This is a genomic window from Aquibium microcysteis (assembly GCF_014495845.1).
In the GTDB taxonomy this organism is placed as follows: domain Bacteria; phylum Pseudomonadota; class Alphaproteobacteria; order Rhizobiales; family Rhizobiaceae; genus Aquibium; species Aquibium microcysteis.
Genome location: NZ_CP061080.1, coordinates 4,505,496 through 4,526,337 on the forward strand (window position 1 = coordinate 4,505,496; position 20,842 = coordinate 4,526,337).

Annotated in this window: 16 protein-coding genes; 11 read left to right on the top strand and 5 right to left on the bottom strand. The window is 67.2% G+C overall.

The genetic code is table 11. The features are described from left to right. The first annotated feature begins 33 nt into the window (after positions 1 to 33). On the top strand, positions 34 to 1,605 hold the full coding sequence (locus IAI54_RS21110; protein ID WP_187969061.1) for a sugar ABC transporter ATP-binding protein: 1,572 nt from the start codon (positions 34 to 36) through the stop codon (positions 1,603 to 1,605). After that, complete coding sequence (locus tag IAI54_RS21115; protein WP_187969062.1) at positions 1,602 to 2,570, top strand: ABC transporter permease; 969 nt, start codon at positions 1,602 to 1,604, stop codon at positions 2,568 to 2,570. The genes IAI54_RS21110 and IAI54_RS21115 overlap by 4 nt, the downstream gene beginning before the upstream one ends. A gap of 38 nt (positions 2,571 to 2,608) precedes the next feature. Here the strand turns inward: IAI54_RS21115 and mtnA are convergent, their stop codons facing one another. Beyond that, positions 2,609 to 3,700: an S-methyl-5-thioribose-1-phosphate isomerase gene (gene mtnA, locus IAI54_RS21120; RefSeq protein WP_187969063.1), complete on the bottom strand. Its 1,092-nt coding sequence runs from the start codon at positions 3,698 to 3,700 to the stop codon at positions 2,609 to 2,611. Further along, positions 3,697 to 4,962 carry an S-methyl-5-thioribose kinase gene (gene mtnK, locus IAI54_RS21125; protein ID WP_187973274.1) on the bottom strand — a complete coding sequence of 422 codons (1,266 nt, stop codon included), beginning with the start codon at positions 4,960 to 4,962 and terminating at the stop codon, positions 3,697 to 3,699. Before mtnK ends, mtnA begins: the two co-directional genes overlap by 4 nt. Before the next feature lie 136 nt (positions 4,963 to 5,098). Here mtnK and IAI54_RS21130 point away from each other — a divergent pair, with 136 nt between their 5' ends. From IAI54_RS21130 to IAI54_RS21150, 5 genes are all read left to right on the top strand, one after another. After that, on the top strand, positions 5,099 to 6,604 hold the full coding sequence (locus tag IAI54_RS21130; protein WP_187969064.1) for a sugar ABC transporter ATP-binding protein: 1,506 nt from the start codon (positions 5,099 to 5,101) through the stop codon (positions 6,602 to 6,604). A gap of 100 nt (positions 6,605 to 6,704) precedes the next feature. Continuing rightward, positions 6,705 to 7,700: an ABC transporter permease gene (locus IAI54_RS21135; RefSeq protein ID WP_187969065.1), complete on the top strand. Its 996-nt coding sequence runs from the start codon at positions 6,705 to 6,707 to the stop codon at positions 7,698 to 7,700. 36 nt (positions 7,701 to 7,736) lie between these two features. Beyond that, positions 7,737 to 8,780, top strand: coding sequence for a substrate-binding domain-containing protein (locus IAI54_RS21140; protein WP_420838236.1), 1,044 nt, complete (start codon positions 7,737 to 7,739; stop codon positions 8,778 to 8,780). Positions 8,781 to 8,962: 182 nt separating this feature from the next. Beyond that, a complete protein-coding gene (locus IAI54_RS21145; RefSeq protein WP_187969066.1) occupies positions 8,963 to 9,916 on the top strand; it encodes a sugar-binding transcriptional regulator in 954 nt (317 codons plus the stop codon). 24 nt (positions 9,917 to 9,940) lie between these two features. Then, positions 9,941 to 11,998, top strand: coding sequence for a bifunctional aldolase/short-chain dehydrogenase (locus tag IAI54_RS21150; protein WP_187969067.1), 2,058 nt, complete (start codon positions 9,941 to 9,943; stop codon positions 11,996 to 11,998). Between the two features lie 199 nt (positions 11,999 to 12,197). Here the strand turns inward: IAI54_RS21150 and IAI54_RS21155 are convergent, their stop codons facing one another. Next, positions 12,198 to 14,036, bottom strand: a complete 1,839-nt coding sequence (locus IAI54_RS21155) for a methyl-accepting chemotaxis protein (protein ID WP_187969068.1) — start codon at positions 14,034 to 14,036, stop codon at positions 12,198 to 12,200. Between the two features lie 216 nt (positions 14,037 to 14,252). Between IAI54_RS21155 and IAI54_RS21160 the strand changes: the two genes are divergently transcribed. Then, positions 14,253 to 15,062 (top strand): IclR family transcriptional regulator, encoded by an 810-nt coding sequence (locus IAI54_RS21160; protein ID WP_187969069.1) that lies wholly within the window; start codon positions 14,253 to 14,255, stop codon positions 15,060 to 15,062. Positions 15,063 to 15,101: 39 nt separating this feature from the next. On the opposite strand, the gene IAI54_RS21165 is transcribed toward IAI54_RS21160, so the two are convergent. Next, positions 15,102 to 16,826: an FAD-dependent oxidoreductase gene (locus IAI54_RS21165; RefSeq protein WP_420838237.1), complete on the bottom strand. Its 1,725-nt coding sequence runs from the start codon at positions 16,824 to 16,826 to the stop codon at positions 15,102 to 15,104. A 14-nt stretch (positions 16,827 to 16,840) separates the two neighbouring features. Beyond that, positions 16,841 to 17,593 carry an SDR family NAD(P)-dependent oxidoreductase gene (locus tag IAI54_RS21170; protein WP_187969070.1) on the bottom strand — a complete coding sequence of 251 codons (753 nt, stop codon included), beginning with the start codon at positions 17,591 to 17,593 and terminating at the stop codon, positions 16,841 to 16,843. Positions 17,594 to 17,767: 174 nt separating this feature from the next. Here IAI54_RS21170 and IAI54_RS21175 point away from each other — a divergent pair, with 174 nt between their 5' ends. The 3 genes from IAI54_RS21175 (at position 17,768) to IAI54_RS21185 (ending at position 20,783) form a co-directional block, all read left to right on the top strand. Next, the gene (locus IAI54_RS21175) at positions 17,768 to 18,799 is read left to right on the top strand and encodes a TRAP transporter substrate-binding protein (RefSeq protein WP_187969071.1); all 1,032 of its coding nucleotides are present in this window, start codon (positions 17,768 to 17,770) and stop codon (positions 18,797 to 18,799) included. Between the two features lie 89 nt (positions 18,800 to 18,888). After that, the gene (locus tag IAI54_RS21180; RefSeq protein WP_187969072.1) at positions 18,889 to 19,461 is read left to right on the top strand and encodes a TRAP transporter small permease subunit; all 573 of its coding nucleotides are present in this window, start codon (positions 18,889 to 18,891) and stop codon (positions 19,459 to 19,461) included. Further along, positions 19,458 to 20,783: a TRAP transporter large permease gene (locus tag IAI54_RS21185; protein WP_187969073.1), complete on the top strand. Its 1,326-nt coding sequence runs from the start codon at positions 19,458 to 19,460 to the stop codon at positions 20,781 to 20,783. Before IAI54_RS21180 ends, IAI54_RS21185 begins: the two co-directional genes overlap by 4 nt. Positions 20,784 to 20,842: the final 59 nt, after the last annotated feature.

A 20,842-nucleotide genomic window follows, 5' to 3' on the forward strand; every position in this document is an offset into this window, starting at 1 on the left:
GGAAAGGCCGGCGGCGGGCAGGAAAGGCACGAGATGGCGGCTGGAACCGGGGACTTGACAGGGCAGGCGGCGCGAGCCGATGCGGCTGCGCCCTGCATCAGCCTCTCCGGCATCTCCAAGTCCTTTTCCGGCGTCGAGGTCCTGCGCGTCGTTTCCATCGACTTCATGCCCGGCGAGATCCACGGGCTGATCGGGGAAAACGGCGCCGGCAAATCGACGGTCGGCAAGATCGTCGGCGGCTATTATTCGCGATCGTCGGGTGACCTCGTCGTCTTCGGCGAGAGCGTCACGCAATGGGATCCACCGCTGGCGCTGGCCCGCGGCGTCGCCATGATGCACCAGGAACTGCAGCTGGTGCCGGCGCTGTCGGTCGCCGAGAACGTCTTCCTCGGCATCGAACACGGCCGCGCCGGCCTCCTCGTCGGCGACGAGGAGCGGCGGCTGGCGGACATCGCCGCTTTCGCCGGCTTCGACCTCGATCCAAAAGCGCCCGCAGGCGCTCTGTCGATCGCCGACCAGCAGAAGGTCGAAATCATGCGGGCGCTTGCCCGCGAGGCCCGTGTCATCGTCATGGACGAGCCGACCTCCTCGCTGACCCATGACGAGGCGGAGCGGCTGCACGGCGTCATGCGCAAGCTGCGCGACCGCGGCTGCACCATCATCTACGTCTCGCATTTTCTCGATCACGTTCTCGACGTCTGCGACACCGTCACGGTCATGCGCGACGGCGCCGTCATCCGCACGGAAAAGGCTGCGGCGGAGACCAAGGCCTCGCTGATTGCGGCGATGATCGGCCGCCCGGCCGCCGATGTCGCCTATCCGCCGCTGCCGCCGGAGCCGGACCGCACCGGCACGCCGCTACTGTCCGTGCGCGGCCTGGCCACGGCAACCGGGGTGCGCTCCGCCGACATCGACCTCTGGCCCGGCGAGATCGTCGGCCTCGTCGGCCTCGTCGGCAGCGGCCGCACCGAGATCGCGCGGGCCATCTTCGGCGCCGACCCCTCCACGGCGGGCACCGTCTCGATCGGCGGGGAAGCCTACGATCTCCGATCGCCGCGGTCCTCTGTCGAGCGCGGCATCGCCATGGTTCCGGAGGATCGCCGCAAGCAGGGGCTCGTGCTGACGCAGACCGTGCGCCCGAACATGACGCTGCCGCACCTGTCGGCCTTCGCCCGATTCGGACTGGTCCGGACCGGCGGCGAGCGGGCCGAGGCGCGCCGGCTGATCGATTATTTCGGCGTCCAGCCCGGTCATGTCGACGGCGCGGTCGCCACCTATTCGGGTGGCAACCAGCAGAAGGTGGTGATGGGCAAGTGGATCCTCGGCGACCCCCGCATCGTCATCCTCGACGAACCGAGCCGCGGCGTCGACGTAGGCGCCCGCCGCCGCATTCATGAATTCGTCGGCGAAACCGCGCGGCGCGGCGCGGCGATCCTGCTCATCTCGTCGGAGATCGAGGAGGTGATGGGGCTGGCGCACCGTGCTTACACGGTCTCCGGTGGGCGCGTCACCGGCGGGTTCGTACCCGCCGGAACGACGGTGGACGAGGTCATCTGGCGGCTGTTCCACGAACAGGGCGCCGAAAAGGCAGGGGCAACGGCATGACGGCGAGCGCGCGCGAGACGGGACGGGGGTTCGGCGGCGCGGCCGCCCTGAGGCTGCTCCAGACCTATGCCGTCGCGGCCATGATCCTCGTTCTGATGGTCCTGCTTTCGCTGTCGAGCGATTCCTTCCTCACCGTCCAGAACCTGATCAACATCCTGAACCAGAACACGCCCCTCGCCATCATGGCGGCGGCGATGACGCTGGTGATCATCTGCGGCGGCTTCGATCTGTCGGTCGGCGCGATCTTCGCCGTCGCAAGCGTGACGGCGGCCTGGCTGGCGCTCAACGTCCACCCCTATGCGGGGCTGATGGCCGCGCCGCTGGTCGGCATGCTGCTCGGCTTCGTCAACGGGCTGACGATCACCACGCTGAACATCCACTCCTTCCTGGCGACGCTGGCGACGGGACTGGTCTATCGCGGGATCGCCATCCTGATCACCGGCGGAACGCTCCTGCCGGTGCGGCTCGACGATTTCACCTGGCTCGGCCGCGGCCGGATCGGCGCGGTCTACTATGCCGTGATCGTGCTCGTCGTCTTCGCCGTGGCGCTGACCATCCTCCTCAACCGCTCGACGATCGGACGCAAGATCCTCGCCGTCGGCGGCAACGAGGAGGCGGCGATCCTGTCGGGCATCCGCACCACGCGCATCAAGATCGTCGCCTTCTCGATCAACGGTTTCGCGGCGGGACTGGCAGCCGCCATCGCCACCTCGCGCATCTCGCTCGGCCAGGCGACGGCCGGCACCGGCATGGAGCTCGAGGCGATCGCCGCCGTCATCATCGGCGGCACGTCGATCTATGGCGGCCAGGGCGCCGTCTGGCGCTCGGTGGCGGGCGTCTTCATGCTGGCGCTGATCAACAACGGCTTCAACATCCTGAACGCCGATCCCTTCTACAAGGATCTGACGACCGGCCTGATCATCGTCGCGGCGGTCGGCATCAGCGCCGCCGGCCGGCGGAGATAGGAACGCCGCCGGATCCGCTGCAGCCCTGCCCGCTTCGCTCAGCTCGCCGGGAAGAGGCCCCGCAGGCCGGTCTCTGATGCTTCGGCGACGCCGCGCTCGGTGATCAGCCCGGTGACGAGCCGCGCCGGCGTCACGTCGAAGGCCGGGTTCGCGGCGCTGGTCCCGTCGGGCGAGATGCGCACCTGCACCACCGTGCCGTCGGCTGCCCGGCCCCACACGAGCGAGACCTCGTCGCCGGACCGTTCCTCGATCGGAATCTCGCGCACGCCGTCGCCGACCGTCCAGTCGATCGTCGGCGAGGGCAGCGCCACGTAGAAAGGCACGCCGTTGTCGTGGGCGGCCAGCGCCTTCAGATAGGTGCCGATCTTGTTGCAGACGTCGCCATTGCGCGTCGTGCGGTCGGTGCCGACGATCACCATGTCGACCATGCCGTGCTGCATCAGATGGCCGCCGGCATTGTCGACCAGCAGCGTGTGCGGCACGCCCTGTCCGACCATCTCCCAGGCCGTCAACTGCGCGCCCTGGTTGCGGGGCCGCGTCTCGTCGACATAGACGTGGACCGGAATGCCTTCCTCTGTGGCGAGGTAGATGGGCGACGTGGCCGTGCCGTAGTCGACGGTAGCCAGCCAGCCGGCATTGCAATGGGTGAGGATGCGCACCGGCTCGCCCGGCTGCTTGCCCGCCGCGATCCTGCGGATGATGTCCAGGCCATGCTTTCCGATATTGCGGTTGAGTTCCACGTCCTCGTCGGCGATCGCGGCAGCGCGGGCGAACGCCGCGTCGGCGCGCTGCGCGGCAGGCATCGGCGCCAGCAGCCGGCGCATGTCGTCGAGCGCCCAGCGCAGGTTGATCGCGGTCGGGCGGGTTTCGTGGAGCACCTCCCAGGCGTGGTCGAGCCCGGCGTCGGACGAATCCTCCAGCATGGCGATCGCCATGCCATAGGCTGCGGTGACGCCGATCAGCGGCGCGCCGCGCACCCACATGTCGCGAATGGCGGTGGCGACGTCGGCCATCGTCGAAAGCGTCACCACGCGGAACTCGTGCGGCAGCCAGCGCTGGTCGATGATCTCGACCGACCGGCCGTTCGCGGCCGGCCAGATCGTGCGGTAGTGGCGGTCTGCAACCTTCAAGCGACTTCTCCCGACTGGAGGCGGCGTGCCAGCCCGTTGACCTCGGCCAGGCCATGAATCGAGGCGCGGTTTACGGCGATCTGGCGCCCGAACTTGAGCGCCTTCGTCTCGCAGGCCGCCCGCAGGTCGCGATCCTCGATGCTCTCGAAATCCGCATTGTGGGCGAGGCCGAGGATGCGGCGGTGGATCTCGACACCGGCGAAGCCCAGCATGTCCACCCAGATGTCGTGCAGGATACGGTCGAGCGCCTGCTCGCTGCCGAGCGCGTCGCCGCGATCCTCGAACAGGCTGCGCTGGTAGAGGATGCCGGTGCGCTCCGACCGCCACAGGCGCGAAAACTCGCCGCGGAAGGTGCTCCAGCAGTCTTCCGTCGTGTCGATCAGGAAGGCCCGCATCGCATCGCGCGAACCGCCTGTTTCGTGGCCGTCCTGCGAGAAGTAGGCCATCCAGAAATTGGCGAAGAGCATGCCGACGTCGAAGGCCATCGGTGCATAGAAAGCGAATTCGGGGTCGATGACGCGGGTGTCCTCGTCGGTGACCATGATCGAGCCCGTGTGCAGGTCGCCATGCACGAGCGTCTCGGCCTTCGCGGCGAAGAGATGCTTCATCTGCTGCGCGGCAACCTTCATGTCGCGGTCGGTGCGCAGCTCCGCCACCATCGCGTCGAGCTGCGGTGTGGTGTGGGCGTTGAGTTCCGCCTCGAAATAGGGGTCGGAGAAGACGAGGTTCTCGGTGATGTCGCAGAGCTCGACATTGTCGGCGAAGAGCGCGAGATCCGCCTTGCGTTCGCGCGTCGCCATCGACAGGTCCGAGCCGCGGAACAGGGTGCGCGCCATGAACAGGCCGAGATCGCGGGCGATCTTCGGCGGCATCCGACCCTCGATCAGGGCGCGGCGCAGGATGACGTGCGGCGTCAGGAACTCCATGACGATCAGCGATTGAGCCTCGTCGAAATGCAGCACGGCCGGGACGCGGCCGGGATCGCGGGCCGCCTGGCGGGTCAGGGCGTGGTATTCGAAAAAGCTACGCTTCAGCGGCAGCGGCCAGCTCTCGCCGACGAGCCGCACATAGGGCAGCGCCTGCTTGACGATCAGCCCGGCATTGCCGGCCTCGACGATGAAGACCAGATTGAGATTGCCGTCGCCGACCTCGCGCACGCGCCAGCCGGCCGGATCGCCCAGCGTTCCGCGCATTGCCGCCACGCTGCCCAGCCGCGCGGCAAGCGTCTCCACCGTCAGAGCCTCGTAGGCCGAGCCTGCCATCGTCTCCTCCCGCAGCGCCTCGCGCGCCGTCTTCGCCTTCGGCAAACGGTAGTCCAGCGATCTGGCAAATGTCAATCAAGTTGACAATTGTGCATGCCGCGCCGTAGCATTCCGGGAAGGGAGGAGAATGCCAGCCATGGCAGCCATGTTCCGCATCGAGGGACTGGGGAAGTCGTTCGGACCCAACAGGGTTCTGGACGGGGTTTCGCTCGACCTGTTTCCTGGCCAGGTGACCGTCCTGATGGGCGCCAACGGCGCGGGAAAGTCGACGCTGGTCAAGGTGATGAGCGGCGTCCACCAGCCGAGCACCGGGACGATGACTCTCGCCGGCGGGCGCTTTTCTCCGTCGAGCCCGGCGGAGGCCATTCGCGCCGGGGTGGTGACCGTGCACCAGAACATCAACGACGGTGTCGTCGGCGCGCTCGACGTCGCGACGAACCTGACGCTCGACCGCCTCTCCGGCAAGGGCGCGCGCCTGTTCGTCAGCCCGCGCCGGATGCGGCGTGAGGCCGCCGAGGTGGCCGCGCGGCTCGACCTCGACCTCGATCTCAGGGCCGACATCGGCTCGCTCTCGCTCGCCGACCGACAAATGGTCGGCATCGCGCGTGCCATGTCGCACGAGCCGAAGGTGATGATCCTCGACGAGCCGACCTCCTCGCTGTCGAGCGCCGAGGCGGACCGGCTCTTCGCCACCATCGAGCGACTGCGCGCGCAGGGCGTCGCGATCCTCTACATCTCGCACCGCATGTCCGACATCCGACGCATCGCCGACCGCATCATGTCACTTCGCGACGGGCGCATCACCGGCACGTTCGAGACGAAGCCGCTCGACTACGAAGGTGCGGTCAACGCCATGCTCGGCCGTTCTGTCGACATCGACGCCGTGGCCGTCCGCGATGGCGGCGAACCGATCTTCGAAGCCGCCGGCATGCGCCTGAAGCCGCAGTCGCAGCCCTTCTCGCTGTCGCTCGGCAATGGCGAGGTGGTGGCGATCACCGGTCTCGTCGGCGTCGGCAAGACGCAGCTCGCCGAGACGCTGTTCGGCGTCCGCCGGCTGATCGCGGGGTCGATGCGCCTCGATGGACGCACCTATGCTCCCAGGAGCGCCGCTGACGCGATCGACGCCGGCGTTTTCCTCGTGGCCAAGGATCGCGCCGAAAGCGGCATCGTCGGCGACTTCAATCTGTACCGGAACGTCTCGCTTCCGTTCCTCGACCGCTTTTCCAGGCTGGGGGTGACCCGCAGCCGCGCGGAGCGCGATGCCGCGCGCGCGCAGATCGACAATCTTTCGATCGTCTGCCGCGGCGAGCGCGACATGATGCAGACTCTGTCGGGCGGCAACCAGCAGAAGGTGATGGTGGCGCGCTGGATGGCGCAGCCCTCGCGCCTGTTCATTCTCGACGAGCCGTTCCAGGGCGTGGACATTGCCGCTCGCCGCGACATTGCCGCCAAGCTCCGCGCCAGTGCAGCCGGCCGGGCGACGCTCCTCTTCCTGACCGAGATCGACGAGGCGCTGGAGACGGCCGACCGCATCCTGGTGATGTCGGAGCACACGATCGTCGGCGAGCATCGCAATACAGAGGTCGACATGGACCGGTTGCTGGCGGAGATCGCCGGGCAGCCACTCGCGGGAGCGGCGTGATGGGGGGCATGGGCCTGCCGGTCGTTCCCGCCCCGGGCGCGGCGCAGCGGGACGACTGCGCTCACCTGAGCGAACGCATCTTCAAGGATCACGTTTCATCATGACTTTGCGCGATCTCGTCATCCGCTACGGGTTCCTCGTCCTGCTGGTCGGGCTGTGCGTCTTCTTCACCCTGTCGACCAGCGGCTTCGCCTCGCCGCAGGCCGCCGTCTTCATCTTCCAGTCGGTGGCGATCACCGGCATCCTGGCGCTGGGAGTCACCGCGACCCTCGTCGTCGGCGGCTTCGACCTGTCGATCGGGTCGGTTGCGACGAGCGCCATGATGGCCGCGGCCTATGCCATGATCGTGCTCGAGCAGAATGCCGTCGTGGCCGTCCTGTTCTGCCTGGCGATCGGCGCGGTGGTCGGGCTCGTGAACGGCCTGATCATCGTCTACATGCGGGTGCCGGACCTGCTCGCCACGCTCGGCATGATGTTCCTGCTGCTCGGGCTGCAGCGCATCCCGACCGAAGGCCGGTCGATCGCCGCCGGCATGACCATGCCGGACGGCTCGACCGCGGCCGGCGTGTTCTCGCCGTCCTTCCTGGCGCTCGGCCGGCACCGATTCGACTTCATCCTGCCGAACCTCGTGCCGGTGTCGGTCGTGGTGCTGATCGTGCTCGCGGTGCTGATCTGGTTCTTCCTCGAATACACCCGCTTCGGACGCATGATGTATGCCGTCGGCTCCAACGCCAGGGCGGCCGAACTCGCGGGCGCGCCCGTCAAGGCATACAAGATCTGGGCCTATGTGATTTCTGGAATGTTCGCCTCCATCGGCGGGATTCTTCTCGCGGCGCGGCTTGGACGCGGCGACATCGCCTCGGGTAACAATCTTCTCCTGGACGCCGTCGCCGCGGCGCTGATCGGCTTCGCGGTGCTCGGCGCCGCCAAGCCGAACGCCTTCGGCACGGCGGTCGGGGCCCTGTTCGTCGGCGTGCTCCTGCAGGGGCTGACGATGATGAACGTGCCCTACTACACCCAGGATTTCGTCAAGGGCGCGGTGCTCGTCGTCGCGCTCATTTTCACCTTTGCCCTCTCGAACCAGGGCAGGCGCTAGCCCGGCAGGGGCTGCGGAAACATGGAGGAGACCATCATGAGGTTCACACGCAGGGCATTCTCGGGCATGGCGCTGGCCGCCACCGCCCTCTTCTCGCTTCCCGCCATGGCGCAGGACCGTCCGGCGCCGTTCGACAAGCCGGGCGACGTCAAGATCGCGCTGGTGCGCTATCTGTCGACGGGCGACTTCTTCCAGGCCTATCTCGCCGGCGTCGAGGCGCAGGCCAAGGCGCTGGGCGTCCAGCTGCAGGTGCTCGACAGCCGGCAGGATGCCGCCCTCCAGGCCGACATGGTCGACCAGGCGATCGCGCTCGGCGTGCAGGGGATCATCATCCAGCACGGCCTGACCGAATCGATGAAGGAAGCCGCCCAGCGCGCGGTCGACGCCGGCATCAAGGTCGTGGCCTTCGACGTCAACGTCGAGAACGAGGCGATTCCGCAGATCGAGCAGTCCGACCGCGACCTCGCGCGCCTGGCGCTCGAGCAGGCGGTCAAGGACAATGGCGAGGCCTGGAAGGCCGGCTACGTCTACGTCGCCGGCATCGCTCCGCTCGACCGCCGCGACGAGACCTGGCGCGAGTTCAAGGCGAAATATCCGGGAATCAACGAGGTGGCCATGTTCGGCACCCTCGACAACCCGATCGCCAACTCCGTCGCCAACCAGGCGCGTTCGGTGGTCACGGCCAATCCGGACATCCAGGTGATGTTCGCGCCCTATGACGAGTTCGCCAAGGGCGTGAAGATCGCGGTCGACGAGGCCGGACTGACGGATTCGGTGAAGATCTACTCCGCCGACATCTCGACCGCCGACATCGCCGCTATGCGCGAGCCCGGCAGCGCCTGGGTCGCCACGGCCGCCACCAACCCGGCCGTGGTCGGCCAGGTCTCGGTGCGCGCCCTCGCCATGCTCCTCGCGGGCGAGAACCCGGGCAAGCAGGTGATCGTGCCGCCGACGCTGATCACCCAGCAGCAGCTCAACGACAACGACATCAAGAACATGGAAGAGCTGTCGGCCAAGCTGCCGCAGTTCGCGCATGCCGACGTCGCGATGCCGGCCTGGATGCCCAACCCGAACGAGTGACGCGCGCTCGGGCGACCCTGGGGGCGGCTTCGGCCGCCCCTTTTCGTTTCCGGATCCAGTGCGGTTCGACCCGGTGCGGCAGAGGCCTCAGCTCGATGGCGCGGCGGGGGGACAGATTCCGGGGCGTCGTCGCATTGACTTTTTTCAATAGCTTTGAATAATGTCAGGCAGGAGGAGATGCCATGGCGTTGCGGCCCGGCGACCAGATCGTGCACAAGGCGGCGTGGCTCTACTACACGCACGGCCTGCGCCAGGACGAGATTGCCCGGCGGCTCGACATTTCGCGGGCGTCGGTGGCCATGTATCTGCGCAAGGCGCGTGAGACGGGCATCGTCACCATCGCGGCCTCCACCGAACTCTTCGCCTCCGACGTCCTGTCCCGCCGGATCGAGGACCGCTTCGGACTCGACGCGGTCTGGATCGCCGACGGCAGCGCCTATCCCGATCCCGAAGCCGAGGTGCCCTCGCTGGCGGCCAGCGTCTTCCTGTCGATGGTCGGCAGCGGCCAGCGCGTCGGCGTGGCGTGGGGGCGCACCGTTTACGCCATCGCCGACGCCATGACTTTCGCGGACCTGAAGGACGTCACCGTCGTCCAGCTCTGCGGCAATCTCGGCGCCCCCTATTCCTACAGGCCGGACCAGTGCACGATGGAGATCGCGCGCCGGCTCAACGCCAGGGGCCTGAACTTCTATGCGCCGCTGATCCTGTCCACCGAAGCCCTCGCCACCGCCCTGCGCGCGGAGCCCGTCATCCGCGAGCAACTGGCAGGCGTGGGCGAATGCGACATCGCCCTGTTTTCCGTCGGCTTCGCCGACGAGGATGCGCATGTCGTCAAGTGCGGCGCGGTCACCGCCGCGGAACTGCGCGCGCTGCGGCGGCAGGGAGCGGTCGGCGTCATCGCCGGGCAGATGATCGATGCGCACGGCGCGCCGGTCGACTGCGAATACAACCGCCGCTGCATCTCGGCCGACCTGACCGACTTTCGCGCGATCCCGAAGCGGCTGATGGTGGTGCAGGAAGAGGCCAAGCTCGAACCGCTGCGCGCCGCGCTCGCCGGCCGCTTCGCGACCCATCTCGTCCTGTCGCGCACCATCGCGCAGGCGTTGATCGATTCCCCGGCCGGCGAGGCCGGCTAAGCCAACCTGACACGGACCGCCAACATGAAGAACCTCTGGACTGATACCGACGCCGAAGCCATGGTCGCGGCCTACGCCGCCAAGGGCGTCGACCGCGACCTTGCGCTGCGCGTCTACACGACGCGGCTGCTCGGCGGCGATCCCCGCCTCGTCCTGCACGGCGGCGGAAACACCTCCGTGAAGCTCACCGCCACCGATCTCATCGGCGACCGCTGGGACGTGCTCTGCGTCAAGGGCTCGGGCTGGGACATGGCTGTGATCGAGCCGGCGGGCCTGCCGGCGGTCAAGCTCGCGCCCCTTCTCAAGGCGCGGGCGCTGGAGAAACTGTCGGACGAGGACATGGTCGCGCTCCAGCGTGCCAATCTGATCGATCCGGGCTCGCCCAATCCCTCGGTCGAAACGCTGCTGCATGCCTTCCTGCCGCACAAGTTCGTCGATCACACCCATTCGACGGCCGTGCTCGCCATCGTCGACCAGGGCGATGAAAGCGAGGCGCTGATCGCGGCGGTGTTCGGTCCGAAGATGGGCTACGTGCCCTACATCAAGCCGGGCTTCGACCTCGCCAAGGCAGCAGCCGAAATCTTCGAGCGCGATCCGTCGGTCGAGGGACTGATTCTCGACAAGCACGGCATCTTCACCTTCGCCGAGAGCGCGAAGGAGGCCTATGACCGGATGATCCACTGGGTGACGGTCGCCGAGGACTACGTCGCTGCCAACCGCAAGCCCGCCGCTGCGCGTGCCACGCTTCCGGCAAGCCTGGCCGACCCGGCCGCCATCGCGCCGATGCTGCGCGGCGCGGTCGCGGCACGCTACGCGGAAGGCCGGATCGAGCGCATGGTATCGGATTTCCGCACCTCGCCCGCAATCCTCGATTTCCTTGCCCGCGCCGATCTCGACCGGCTCGCCGCGCGCGGCGTCTCCACGCCCGACCTCTCGATCCGCATCAAGACCGGCCCGGTCGTGCTGCCGGCGCCCGATGCCGCCGACCTCGCGGGCTATCGTGCCGCAGTCGAGGGGGCGATTGCCGACTATGTCCGCGACTACGAGCGCTACTTCACGGAAAATGATGCGCGCGACGACGTCAGGCGCACCATGCTGGACCCGATGCCGCGCCTGTCGCTGGTGCCGGGCCTCGGCATGTTCGGCCACGGCCGCACGCTGAAGGACGCCCGCATCGCGTCCGACGTCGGGGAGATGTGGATCGAGGCGGTGTCCGGCGCCGAAGCGATCGGCGACTTCCGCCCGCTGGCGAAGTCGGATCTGTTCGAGCTCGAATACTGGTCGCTGGAGCAGGCCAAGCTCGCCGGCAACAAGCCGAAGCCGCTCACCGGGCAGGTGGCGCTGATCACCGGCGGCGCAGGCGCGATCGGCGCGGCGACGGCCGGGCTCTTCGCGGCGAACGGCGCGCATGTGGTCGTCGTGGATCTCGACGCGGCGAAGGCTGCCGAGACCGCGAAGGCCGCCGGCAATGCCTCGATCGGTGTCGGCGCCGACGTGACGAAACCGGATGACGTTCGCGCGGCCTTCGATCAGGCCGTCGCGATCTATGGCGGCGTCGACATCGTGGTCTCCAATGCCGGCGCGGCCTGGGAGGGCGGCATCGGCGAGATCGACGACGCATTGCTGCGCAGGAGCTTCGAACTCAACTTCTTTGCGCACCAGACGGTGGCCCAGAACGCCGTACGCCTCTTCAAGGAGCAGAAGACCGGCGGGGCACTGCTGTTCAACACGTCCAAGCAGGCGGTGAACCCCGGCCCGAAATTCGGCGCCTATGGCCTGCCCAAGGCGGCAACCCTGTTCCTGTCGCGCCAGTATGCGCTCGAATACGGGGCGATCGGCGTGCGGTCGAATGCCGTGAACGCCGACCGGATCCGTTCCGGTCTCCTGACGGACGACATGATCAACAGCCGCTCGAAGGCACGCGGACTTTCGGAGAAGGACTACATGAGCGGGAACCTGCTCGGTCTTGAAGTCACCGCAGACCACGTGGCGCAGGCCTTCCTGCATCATGCGCTTGCCGAGCGCACCACCGGCGACGTGACGACGGTCGACGGGGGCAACATCGCCGCCGTCCTTCGCTGAAGCGTGCCGCAATCTTCGAGATTCGCTCCGCACGCTTCAGGTCTCTGCTTTCGAGCTCGTCTTTGCCCGAAAACCGGTTCTCCCTTTCGGGAGACGTGCTTTGGCAGGATGGCGCAGGCCGCGCGGTTTCTCCGCGCTGGCCTGTCCCTTAGCCGGTTCACGGGGGCGGCGACGGTCGGCCTCGCGCGGTCGCGGTCGCCTATGCGGCCTTGCGCATCGGCTCGGCATGGGCCGACGGAGCGACCTCCCGGATCTGCTTGCGGCGGTTCAGCTTGAACCGAGCGACCAGCTCCGCCAGGATGCGTGCGTTCTCAGCGAGCATCGCGGAGACGGAAGTCGTCTCCTCGACCATCCCCGCATTCTGCTGCGTCATCCGGTCCAGCTCGCTGACGGAAAGACTGATCTGCTCCAGTCCGGTCGTCTGCTCTCCGGCGGCGCGGTCTATCTCGCCCACGTTCGCGTCGATGGTGGTCACGTAGCCGGTGATCCGGGTCAGGGCGTCGCCGGTCGCGCCGACGAACCGAACGCCTGCCTCCACCTCCGTCTTCGACTTGCGGATGATCTCGCCGATCTCCTTGGCGGCGAAGGCGGAGCGCTGCGCGAGTTCGCGCACCTCCTGCGCGACGACGGCGAAGCCTCTGCCTGCCTCGCCGGCACGAGCAGCCTCGACGCCCGCATTGAGGGCGAGAAGGTTGGTCTGGAACGCGATCTCGTCGATGACGGAGACGACCGTCGCGATCTTCTCCGAGCCCGCTTCGATCCGGTGCATCGCCTCGACCGCGTTGTGCATCACTCTGTGCGATTCGTCCGCCGCGTCGCGGGCATCGCTCGCTTGGGTGCGGGTCTGCCTGATCTTGTCGGAGGAAGAGCGGACGGATGCGGTGATCTGTTCCAGCGCCGCCGATGCCTGTTCGAGAGCCGCCGCCTGCTGCTGGGTGCGCTGCGCCAGGCCTTCTGCCGATGCGTGCATCTCCGCTCCGCCGGCATGGAGTGCCCGCGTCTTCTCCATGACCTGCTCCAGCACCGACTGGAACAGTCCGATCGAATTGTTGAAGTCGCGGCGCAGCGGCTCGAACTGCTCGGCGAAGGGCAGATCGATCGTCATGCGGATGTTGCAGTCGGCGAGTCGCGCGAGCCCCGCGCCAAGGTCGGCGACCACGCGGGCGAGCGCCGCCGCTTCCATCTCGCGCTCGGCGAGCCTCGACGCACGCTCCTGCTCCGTCCACTGCTGCGCCAGCCGGTTGTCTTCCGCCAGCCGGATGTTGTCGAGCCCGGCCTGCCGGAACACGACCAGACTGCCGGCCATGTCGCCGATCTCGTCCCGGCGTCCGGCATAGGGGGCTTCCGTCGAAAAGTCGCCTTCCGCAAGCCGAAGCATGTAGCGTGACATGCGGTCGAGCGGCACCAGGGCACGGATCCAGACCAGCCAGGCACCGACGATGCAGCCGAGGAGAGTAAGGACGCCGGCCAGAAGGGAAAGGCCCCCCAGCGACTTCTCGCTGGCTGCCGCCTCGCTTTCCTTGTCGGCAAGGAAGGTCGTCGACATCTCGACGAGCTTCACGACCGCCTCTCGATGTCCGCTGAACTGGTCGCGCAGCGTGTCCATGATCGGCCCTACGTTTCCGCCGTTCTGCACGGCCGAGCGGAAGGGCCCCTCGATCGTCGCCCAGAGCGCGTCCGACCGTGGGAGCACCTCTGCTTCGAGCTGCCTGCGTAGGTCGTCGCGCAAGGCGAAGTCTTTCCAGTAACCGCGCCGCGTCGCATCTTCGCGCCGGAGGTCAGCGATCCGGGCGAGGTTCCGGTCGACCAGTTCGGGATGAACCACGGCCTCGTTGGCCAGAAGGTACGACTCGACGAGAAACATCGGCGGCGGCAGGATGTCGGCTATCAGATCCTTGCCCCCGACGATCTGCCCGTAGAGAGGCCCGTTCACCTGCAGGGTCCTGAGAGCATGGTTCTGGATTCCAACCGTGACGCCGATTCCGACGCCCACGACGGCTGCGATTGCGATGACGACTTGCCAGATTCGGAGAGACATGAAGGCCCTTTCGCGGCAGGAAGCGGCTTTATGTACGGTATTTGACGCAGCGGCACGATTGCAGAACATTGCTAACGGAAACTTGTCGCCCTGCCCGTGTGGATCGGCTGGCGGCTACAGCCAGCAGGGGAGGTCGCGGCCACGGAAGATGCGGCCGAACACGACGTTGAGATTCGCGCCCGCGTGGGATACCTCCAGTGAAACGGGTCAGCGTCCATGGCGGCAACGGAAAAGAAGAACGGCTCGCGCGGCGTTCAGTCGATCGACACGGGCGGCGTCGTGCTCGGGGCTCTCGCTCGGGCAGCGGGACCGCTGAAACTGCGCGATCTCGCCGAACAGACGGGCATGGCCGCCGCTCAGCTTCATCCCTATCTCGTCTCCTTCCGCAAGATGGGGATGGTCGAGCAGACGGAAGCGGGGCACTACCAGCTCGGGTTCTTCGCGCTGCATCTCGGACTGACGCGGCTTCGCAACCAGAATGCCTACCGCGAGACCGTTCGCCGTGTCGCCGCGCTTGCCGACGACCTGCAGCTCATGATCGCGGTCACGGTTTGGGGACTGCACGGGCCGACGATCGTGTACGTCCAGGAGTCATCGGCCCGGATCCACGCCAACGTTCAGGTCGGCAACATCTTCATGATGACGGCGACCGCCACCGGCAAGGTCTTCGCCGCCTGGCTGCCCCGCGCCGTGACCCAGCCGATGATCCGGCAGGAGCGCTCGGACAGGTCCCTGCTGGAGCGCGGACCCTTCGAGTTCGACGAGAACCGCTACTGGGCGGAGGTGGGCGACGTGGGCATGAGGGGCCATGCGGTCACGCGGGACCTGCCGATTCCCGGCGTCAGCGCCGTCGCTGCGCCGGTCTTCGATCATACGGGCCAGATGCAGCTCGCACTGACCGCGATCGGTCCGACCGGCATGATCGACCTCGCGGACGACGGGCCGGCCGTCCGCGGGCTGCTGGGCTTCACGCGCAGGCTGTCGAACGAACTCGGCTACCGCGGAGACGCCGGCGCCGGCGCATGACACCCGGCGGCGCCACCTCGGACGTTTCGCGCATGTCCGTCAATCATTGCCGCCAGACATGTGCCGCGCGGCGATGTAGCCGAAGGTGACGGCGGGGCCGAGCGTGATGCCGCCGCCCGGATAGTTCCCGCCCATGATGCTCGCCGCGTCATTGCCCACGGAGTAGAGCCCTGCGATCGGCCATCCCGCTTCGTCGAGCACCTGGGCGTTCTCGTTGCAGCGCAGGCCCGCGAAGGTGCCGAGATCGCCGACGACCAGCTTGACGGCATAATAGGGTCCTTTGCCGATCGGGGCGACGCAGGGGTTGGGCTTGTGCTCCGGATCCCCGAGCGAGCGGTTGTAGGAGGTCGAGCCCTTGCCGAATTCGGGGTCCTCCCCGCGGACGGCGTGGATGTTGTAGGTCTCCACCGTCCGCCGCAGCATGGCGGGATCGGCGCCGATCTTTCCGGCCAGCTCCGGCAGCGTCGCGCCTTCGATCAGATAGCCGGATTTCACGTGCTGCCGGAAGGGCACGGGCGCCGGCTTGACGTAGCCGAGGCCGTATTTGCGCAGAACGTGATGGTCGGCGATGAAGAAGGCGCAGATCTCGCCGTCTTCCGCGCGGCAGCGCGCCACCATCGCTTGGCAGAAGTCGTGATAGGAATCGGCTTCGTTGACGAAGCGCCGGCCGGAGCGGGTGACGGCGATGACGCCGGGCTTCGAGCGGTCGACGAAATGCGGAAAGGTTCCGAGCGTCCCGTCCGGCTTCACCGGTCGCGAGATCGGCACCCAGGCGGCGGCGTGGGGCAGGCTCGTCTCGACGGTTGCGCCCGCGGCCTCTCCGAGGCGCAATCCGTCGCCGGTGTTGCCGGGAGGGGCCGGCGAGGCATGCTCGTATCCGGTCGGCGCATGCGGGAACATCGCCTTCCGTCGCACCGGATCCTGCGGGAAGCCGCCGGCCGCGAGCACCACGCCCTTGCGCGCCAGGATCTCGACCGGTCCTTCGGCCGTGTCAACGATGGCGCCGGTGACCCTGCCGCGCTCGTCCTTGACCAGTTCGCGCACCGGCGAGCGCGTCCAGATGGGCACGCCCTTGTCGAAACAGGACTTCGCCAGCCGCGCCACCAGCGCGTTGCCGTTCATCAGCCGCATCGGACGGCCGTGGAAGGCCATGTCGCGCAGGAATTTCACGAACAGCTTGCCGACGTAGAAGGCCGATACCGGCGAGCGCATGACGTTGAAGAAGTGGAGCAGTTCCTTGCCCGAGCCGATCATCATGCCGAGGAAGGTGATCTCGGCCAGCGGCGGACGCAGCCGCCTGATCTCGGGACCGAGTTCACGTCCGTCGAACGGACGCGCCACGATCGACCGTCCGGCATCCATGCCGCCCGGCGCGGTGGGATGATAGTCGGCGAAGGTCGGGCCGAGATCGAACTGCAGCGCCGTGTTCTGCTCGTAGAATTCGACCGCCTTCGGCCCCGCCTCGAGGAAGGCTTCCACCCGCCGCTCGTCGAAGTGTTCTCCGGTCTCGTGGCGCATGTAGGTGCGTGCCTTGTCGATGGTATCGTCGATCCCCGCGCGTCTGGCGGGGCCGTTGCAGGGAATCCACATCCAGCCGCCCGAGCGGGCCGTCGTGCCGCCGAACACCGGTTCCTTTTCCACCACGAGCACGTCCAGCCGCCGGTGCACGGCCGAAACGGCCGTGGCGAGACCGCCGGCGCCCGATCCGACCACCAGCACGTCGCATTCGTGTTTCTTCATCTGCATGTTCGACAGGTCCATCATCTGGTTCGCTTGTGTCAGGCGGCGAGGTAACCGCCATCGACGGGCAGCAGCGCTCCGGTGACGTAGGTGGAGAGGTCGGAGGCGAGGAACAGGACCGGACCGACGAGTTCCTCCGGCTCGCCGACCCGCCGGAGAGGCGTATGCGCCATGAAGCGGCCGATCGCCTCCGGCGTTTCACGGGTCACCTTCGTCATCGGCGTGGCGATGACCCCGGGGGCAATGGCGTTGACGCGGATGCCGTCGGGCGCAAGGTCGTGGGCGAGTGCGCGGGTCAGCTGCAGCACGGCGCCCTTGCTTGCGGCGTAGGCGCCGAGCCCGGGCCCGGCCGAGACCGACATGATCGATCCGAGATTGACGATCCTGCCGCGCGTCTCGCGCAACTGCGGCAGGAAGGCGCGCACCATGTTGCGTACGCCGTCGACGTTCACCCGGAAGATGTCCGTCCAGTCCTCGTCGAATCGCGCGTCGTCCACGGGCGTGCGCCGGATGATGCCTGCGTTGTTGACGAGGATGGCTGCGGGTCCGAATGCCTCGCGCGACGCCGCGGCGAAGCGGTCGACCGAGGCACGGTCGGCGACATCGCTTTCGAAGGCGAACGACTCGCCGCCTTCGTCGCGAATGGCCGCCGCCGTCGCCTCGACGGCGGGGCCATTGACGTCGCAGACGCAGACACGGGCTCCGGCTCTCGCCAAGCCGCGGGCGATGGCCCGGCCGTTGCCTTGTGCAGCCCCTGTCACCACGGCGACCACGCCTTCTATCCCTTGCATGCACCCTCCCGGATATTCGTTATCTGCAAATGCGTTTGACTATAGCGAATTTTCTTATTGAGCCAAGCTGCGGAATTTGCAAGATAGCGACTGCTCCGGGAGGACGTCGGTGGCGATGCCCCTTCGTTCCCCGCAGGCGAAGCGCCGCCGTCGCGCGGCTATTGGGAGGAAGAGATGAGACATTACGTCGTTGCCGCCGCCCTGGCGGCGTCCGTTGCATTCACCGGGTCGGCCATGGCCCAGAGCTTCGATCTTCAGAGCGTGTTCGGTCTCAACGTGCCGTCGATCGGTCCGAGCCCCGTCAACTGGGCCGAGAAGGTGCGGCTGATGACGGCCGGCGCGGTCGACATCAAGGTGCATGGAGCGGGCGACTTCGTGCCTCCGTTCGAGGTCTTCGGCGCGGTCTCCACCGGCGCGATCCCGATGGGCTTCGACTGGATCGGCTACTGGGCGGGCACCATTCCCGTCGCCAACCTCATCGGCTCCATGCCTTTCGGACCCTCGCCCGAAATCGCGCTCGGCTGGATGTTCAACGGCGGCGGGCTGGAAATCATCCAGAAGGCCTACGACCCGCACGGCGTGAAGATCATTCCCTGCCACCTGGTCGTGCCGGAAGCCGGCGGCTGGTTCAACAAGGACATCAACAGCGCCGACGATCTGAAGGGTCTCAACATGCGCATCGCCGGCCTCGGCGGCAAGGCGCTGGCGAAGCTCGGCGCCAACACCCAGCTCGTTCCCGCGGGCGAGATCTACGTGTCGCTGGAGACCGGCCGCATCGACGCAGCGGAGTTCTCCGCACCGCAACTCGACAAGGGTTTCGGTTTCCAGAAGATCGTCAAGAACTACTACTTCCCCGGCTGGCACCAGCCCTCCAGCTGGGACTCCATCATCATCAACATGGATGTCTGGAAGGGATTCTCCGAGGATCAGCAGAAGATCATGGTCGAGGCCTGCAAGGCCAACATCACCGAAAACATGGCCGACCAGCTGAACGCGCAGGTCGCCGCCATCGAGGAGATCGAGGCCGCCGGCGCCACCGTCAAGCGCTTCCCCGACGAAGTGCTTGCCGCCATGCGGACCGCGGCGTCGGAGGTGATGCGGGAGGAGGCCGCGAAGGATCCGATCTTCAAGGAGGCCTACGAGTCGCTGACCGCTTACATCGATCGTACCGCGCGCTGGGCTGAACTTCAGGCTCTTCCGCGCTAAGGAACGGGCGGGCCCGGCTCGCCGGGCCCCGTCGCGCGGACGGCGCATGGCCGCGCGTCTCCTGGACGTGCGCGATCTGGGAGGTGGTCTTGAAACGGTTCACAGATGCGGTGTTTCGTGCCCTCGTGAAGCCGGGCGAACTCGTCGGCTGGCTGATCCTGCCGCTGATCGCCTCCGTGCTGCTGACGGTCCTGGCCGCCCAGACGGGGTGGAACGCCTTCCTGCGATGGGAAAGCGCCATCCCCGTCCTCGGCAACGCGATCACCGTGAACTCGCTGGCCGACCTGCAATGGTACATCTTCGCGATCATTGCGATCTTCGGCGGGGTCTATGCCTTCCGCGACGACCAGCACGTCAGCGTCGACGTCTTCTCCGCAGGGCTCCCCCGCAGTGTCCGTCTTGGCCTGTCCCTCCTCGGCGACCTCGTCTTCCTCCTTCCCTTCTGCGTCATCATCGTCTGGTATGGGTGGAGCTTCACGCTGTCGGCCTTCAATTCCGGCGAGGGCTCGAGCTATGGCGGCCTGATGGATCGCTGGCTCATCAAGGCGATCATTCCGGCAGGCTTCGCGCTTCTCGGCATAGGCGCGCTCGTCCGAGCGGCTGCCACGTTCCATTCCCTTCTGCAGCCCTCGCCCGGGGCACTGTCTGGCGACGACCGATGATCGAGTACTTCTGGCCGATGGCGATGCTGGTCGCGCTGATACTCGGCGTCTTCTCGGGCTATCCGGTGGGCTTCGTGCTGTCGGGCATCGGCATCGTGTTCGCGGTCGCGGCAGGCGTGCCGATGATCTTCCTGTCCACCGGCGTCTCGCGGATCTTTTCCGGCATCCTCACCAACTGGCTGCTGATCGCGATCCCGCTCTTCGTCTTCATGGGGCTGATGCTGGAACGGTCGGGCGTTGCCGAACGCCTCCTGCGATCGCTCGCGGCGTTGTTCGGACGGTTGCCCGGCGGCTACGCCTTCGCGGTGGCCATCATCGGCATCGTCGTGGCGGCCTCCACCGGCATCATCGGAGCGTCGGTCGTTCTGATGGGCATGATGGCGCTGCCCGCGATGACCCAGGCCCGTTACGATCCGCGCATTTCGACGGGCCTCATCGCCGCGTCCGGAACCCTCGGCATCCTCATCCCGCCGTCGATCATGCTGATCGTGCTCGGCGACCAATTGCGCATCTCCGTCGGCGACCTCTTCGTGGGCGCGATCGGTCCGGGCCTTCTGCTGGCTGCGCTCTACGTCCTCTATCTGATCGCGGTCGCGGTCTTCCAGCCGCACCGCATGCCTCCGGCCGAGCATGTCCATGCGCAAAGCCGCATGGCGGCGATGACCGGCCTTGCACGCGATCTCCTTGCCCCGATCCTGCTGATCGCATCCGTGCTCGGAACCATCATCACCGGGATCGCGACGCCGACAGAAGCCGCCGCCATCGGCGCAGCCGGCGCGATGCTGCTCGCGCTCCTGTCCGGGAACCTCAACTTCGACACGCTGCGGACCGCGCTGCGCGACACCACCAAGACCACGGCGATGATCGTCTTCGTGATGATCGGAGCGACGATTTTCTCCGTCATCTTCCGCAGGCTCGGCGGCGACCAGATGGTCATCCATGCCTTCGACGCGCTGGGAACGGGTCCCTATGTCGTGCTCTTCGCCATCATGGCGCTGGTCTTCCTGCTGGGCTTCTTCCTCGACTGGGTAGAGATCGCGCTCGTCGTCGTGCCGCTGGTGGCTCCGGTGGTCGCCAGCCTGGATTTCGGGATGACGCAGAACGAGACGCTGACGTGGTTCGCCATCGCGCTCGCCGTCAACATGCAGACGTCGTTTCTCACCCCGCCCTTCGGCTATGCCCTGTTCTACCTGCGCGGCGTAGCCGGGGGAATTTCGATCGGAACGATCTACCGCGGCATCATCCCCTTCGTCCTGCTGCAGCTTCTTGCCTTGCTGCTGCTGATCGCCTTCCCGCAGATCAGCCTCTGGATGATCGGGTAGAAGGACTTCGACCGGTCCCCCGAGGCTGCCGGGACAGGATCCCCATCCTGGAACTGCCG

What these genes read in the sequence shown, in the direction of transcription:
- IAI54_RS21115 (WP_187969062.1), top strand. Translation starts at nt 1,602, where the DNA reads ATGACGGCGAGCGCGCGCGAGACGGGACGGGGGTTCGGCGGCGCGGCC.
- IAI54_RS21170 (WP_187969070.1), bottom strand. Translation starts at nt 17,593, where the DNA reads ATGCAAGGGATAGAAGGCGTGGTCGCCGTGGTGACAGGGGCTGCACAA.
- IAI54_RS21110 (WP_187969061.1), top strand. Translation starts at nt 34, where the DNA reads ATGGCGGCTGGAACCGGGGACTTGACAGGGCAGGCGGCGCGAGCCGAT.
- IAI54_RS21185 (WP_187969073.1), top strand. Translation starts at nt 19,458, where the DNA reads ATGATCGAGTACTTCTGGCCGATGGCGATGCTGGTCGCGCTGATACTC.
- IAI54_RS21165 (WP_420838237.1), bottom strand. Translation starts at nt 16,826, where the DNA reads ATGATGGACCTGTCGAACATGCAGATGAAGAAACACGAATGCGACGTG.
- IAI54_RS21140 (WP_420838236.1), top strand. Translation starts at nt 7,737, where the DNA reads ATGAGGTTCACACGCAGGGCATTCTCGGGCATGGCGCTGGCCGCCACC.
- IAI54_RS21175 (WP_187969071.1), top strand. Translation starts at nt 17,768, where the DNA reads ATGAGACATTACGTCGTTGCCGCCGCCCTGGCGGCGTCCGTTGCATTC.
- IAI54_RS21145 (WP_187969066.1), top strand. Translation starts at nt 8,963, where the DNA reads ATGGCGTTGCGGCCCGGCGACCAGATCGTGCACAAGGCGGCGTGGCTC.
- IAI54_RS21135 (WP_187969065.1), top strand. Translation starts at nt 6,705, where the DNA reads ATGACTTTGCGCGATCTCGTCATCCGCTACGGGTTCCTCGTCCTGCTG.
- IAI54_RS21130 (WP_187969064.1), top strand. Translation starts at nt 5,099, where the DNA reads ATGGCAGCCATGTTCCGCATCGAGGGACTGGGGAAGTCGTTCGGACCC.
- IAI54_RS21155 (WP_187969068.1), bottom strand. Translation starts at nt 14,036, where the DNA reads ATGTCTCTCCGAATCTGGCAAGTCGTCATCGCAATCGCAGCCGTCGTG.
- IAI54_RS21150 (WP_187969067.1), top strand. Translation starts at nt 9,941, where the DNA reads ATGAAGAACCTCTGGACTGATACCGACGCCGAAGCCATGGTCGCGGCC.
- mtnK (WP_187973274.1), bottom strand. Translation starts at nt 4,962, where the DNA reads ATGGCAGGCTCGGCCTACGAGGCTCTGACGGTGGAGACGCTTGCCGCG.
- IAI54_RS21160 (WP_187969069.1), top strand. Translation starts at nt 14,253, where the DNA reads ATGGCGGCAACGGAAAAGAAGAACGGCTCGCGCGGCGTTCAGTCGATC.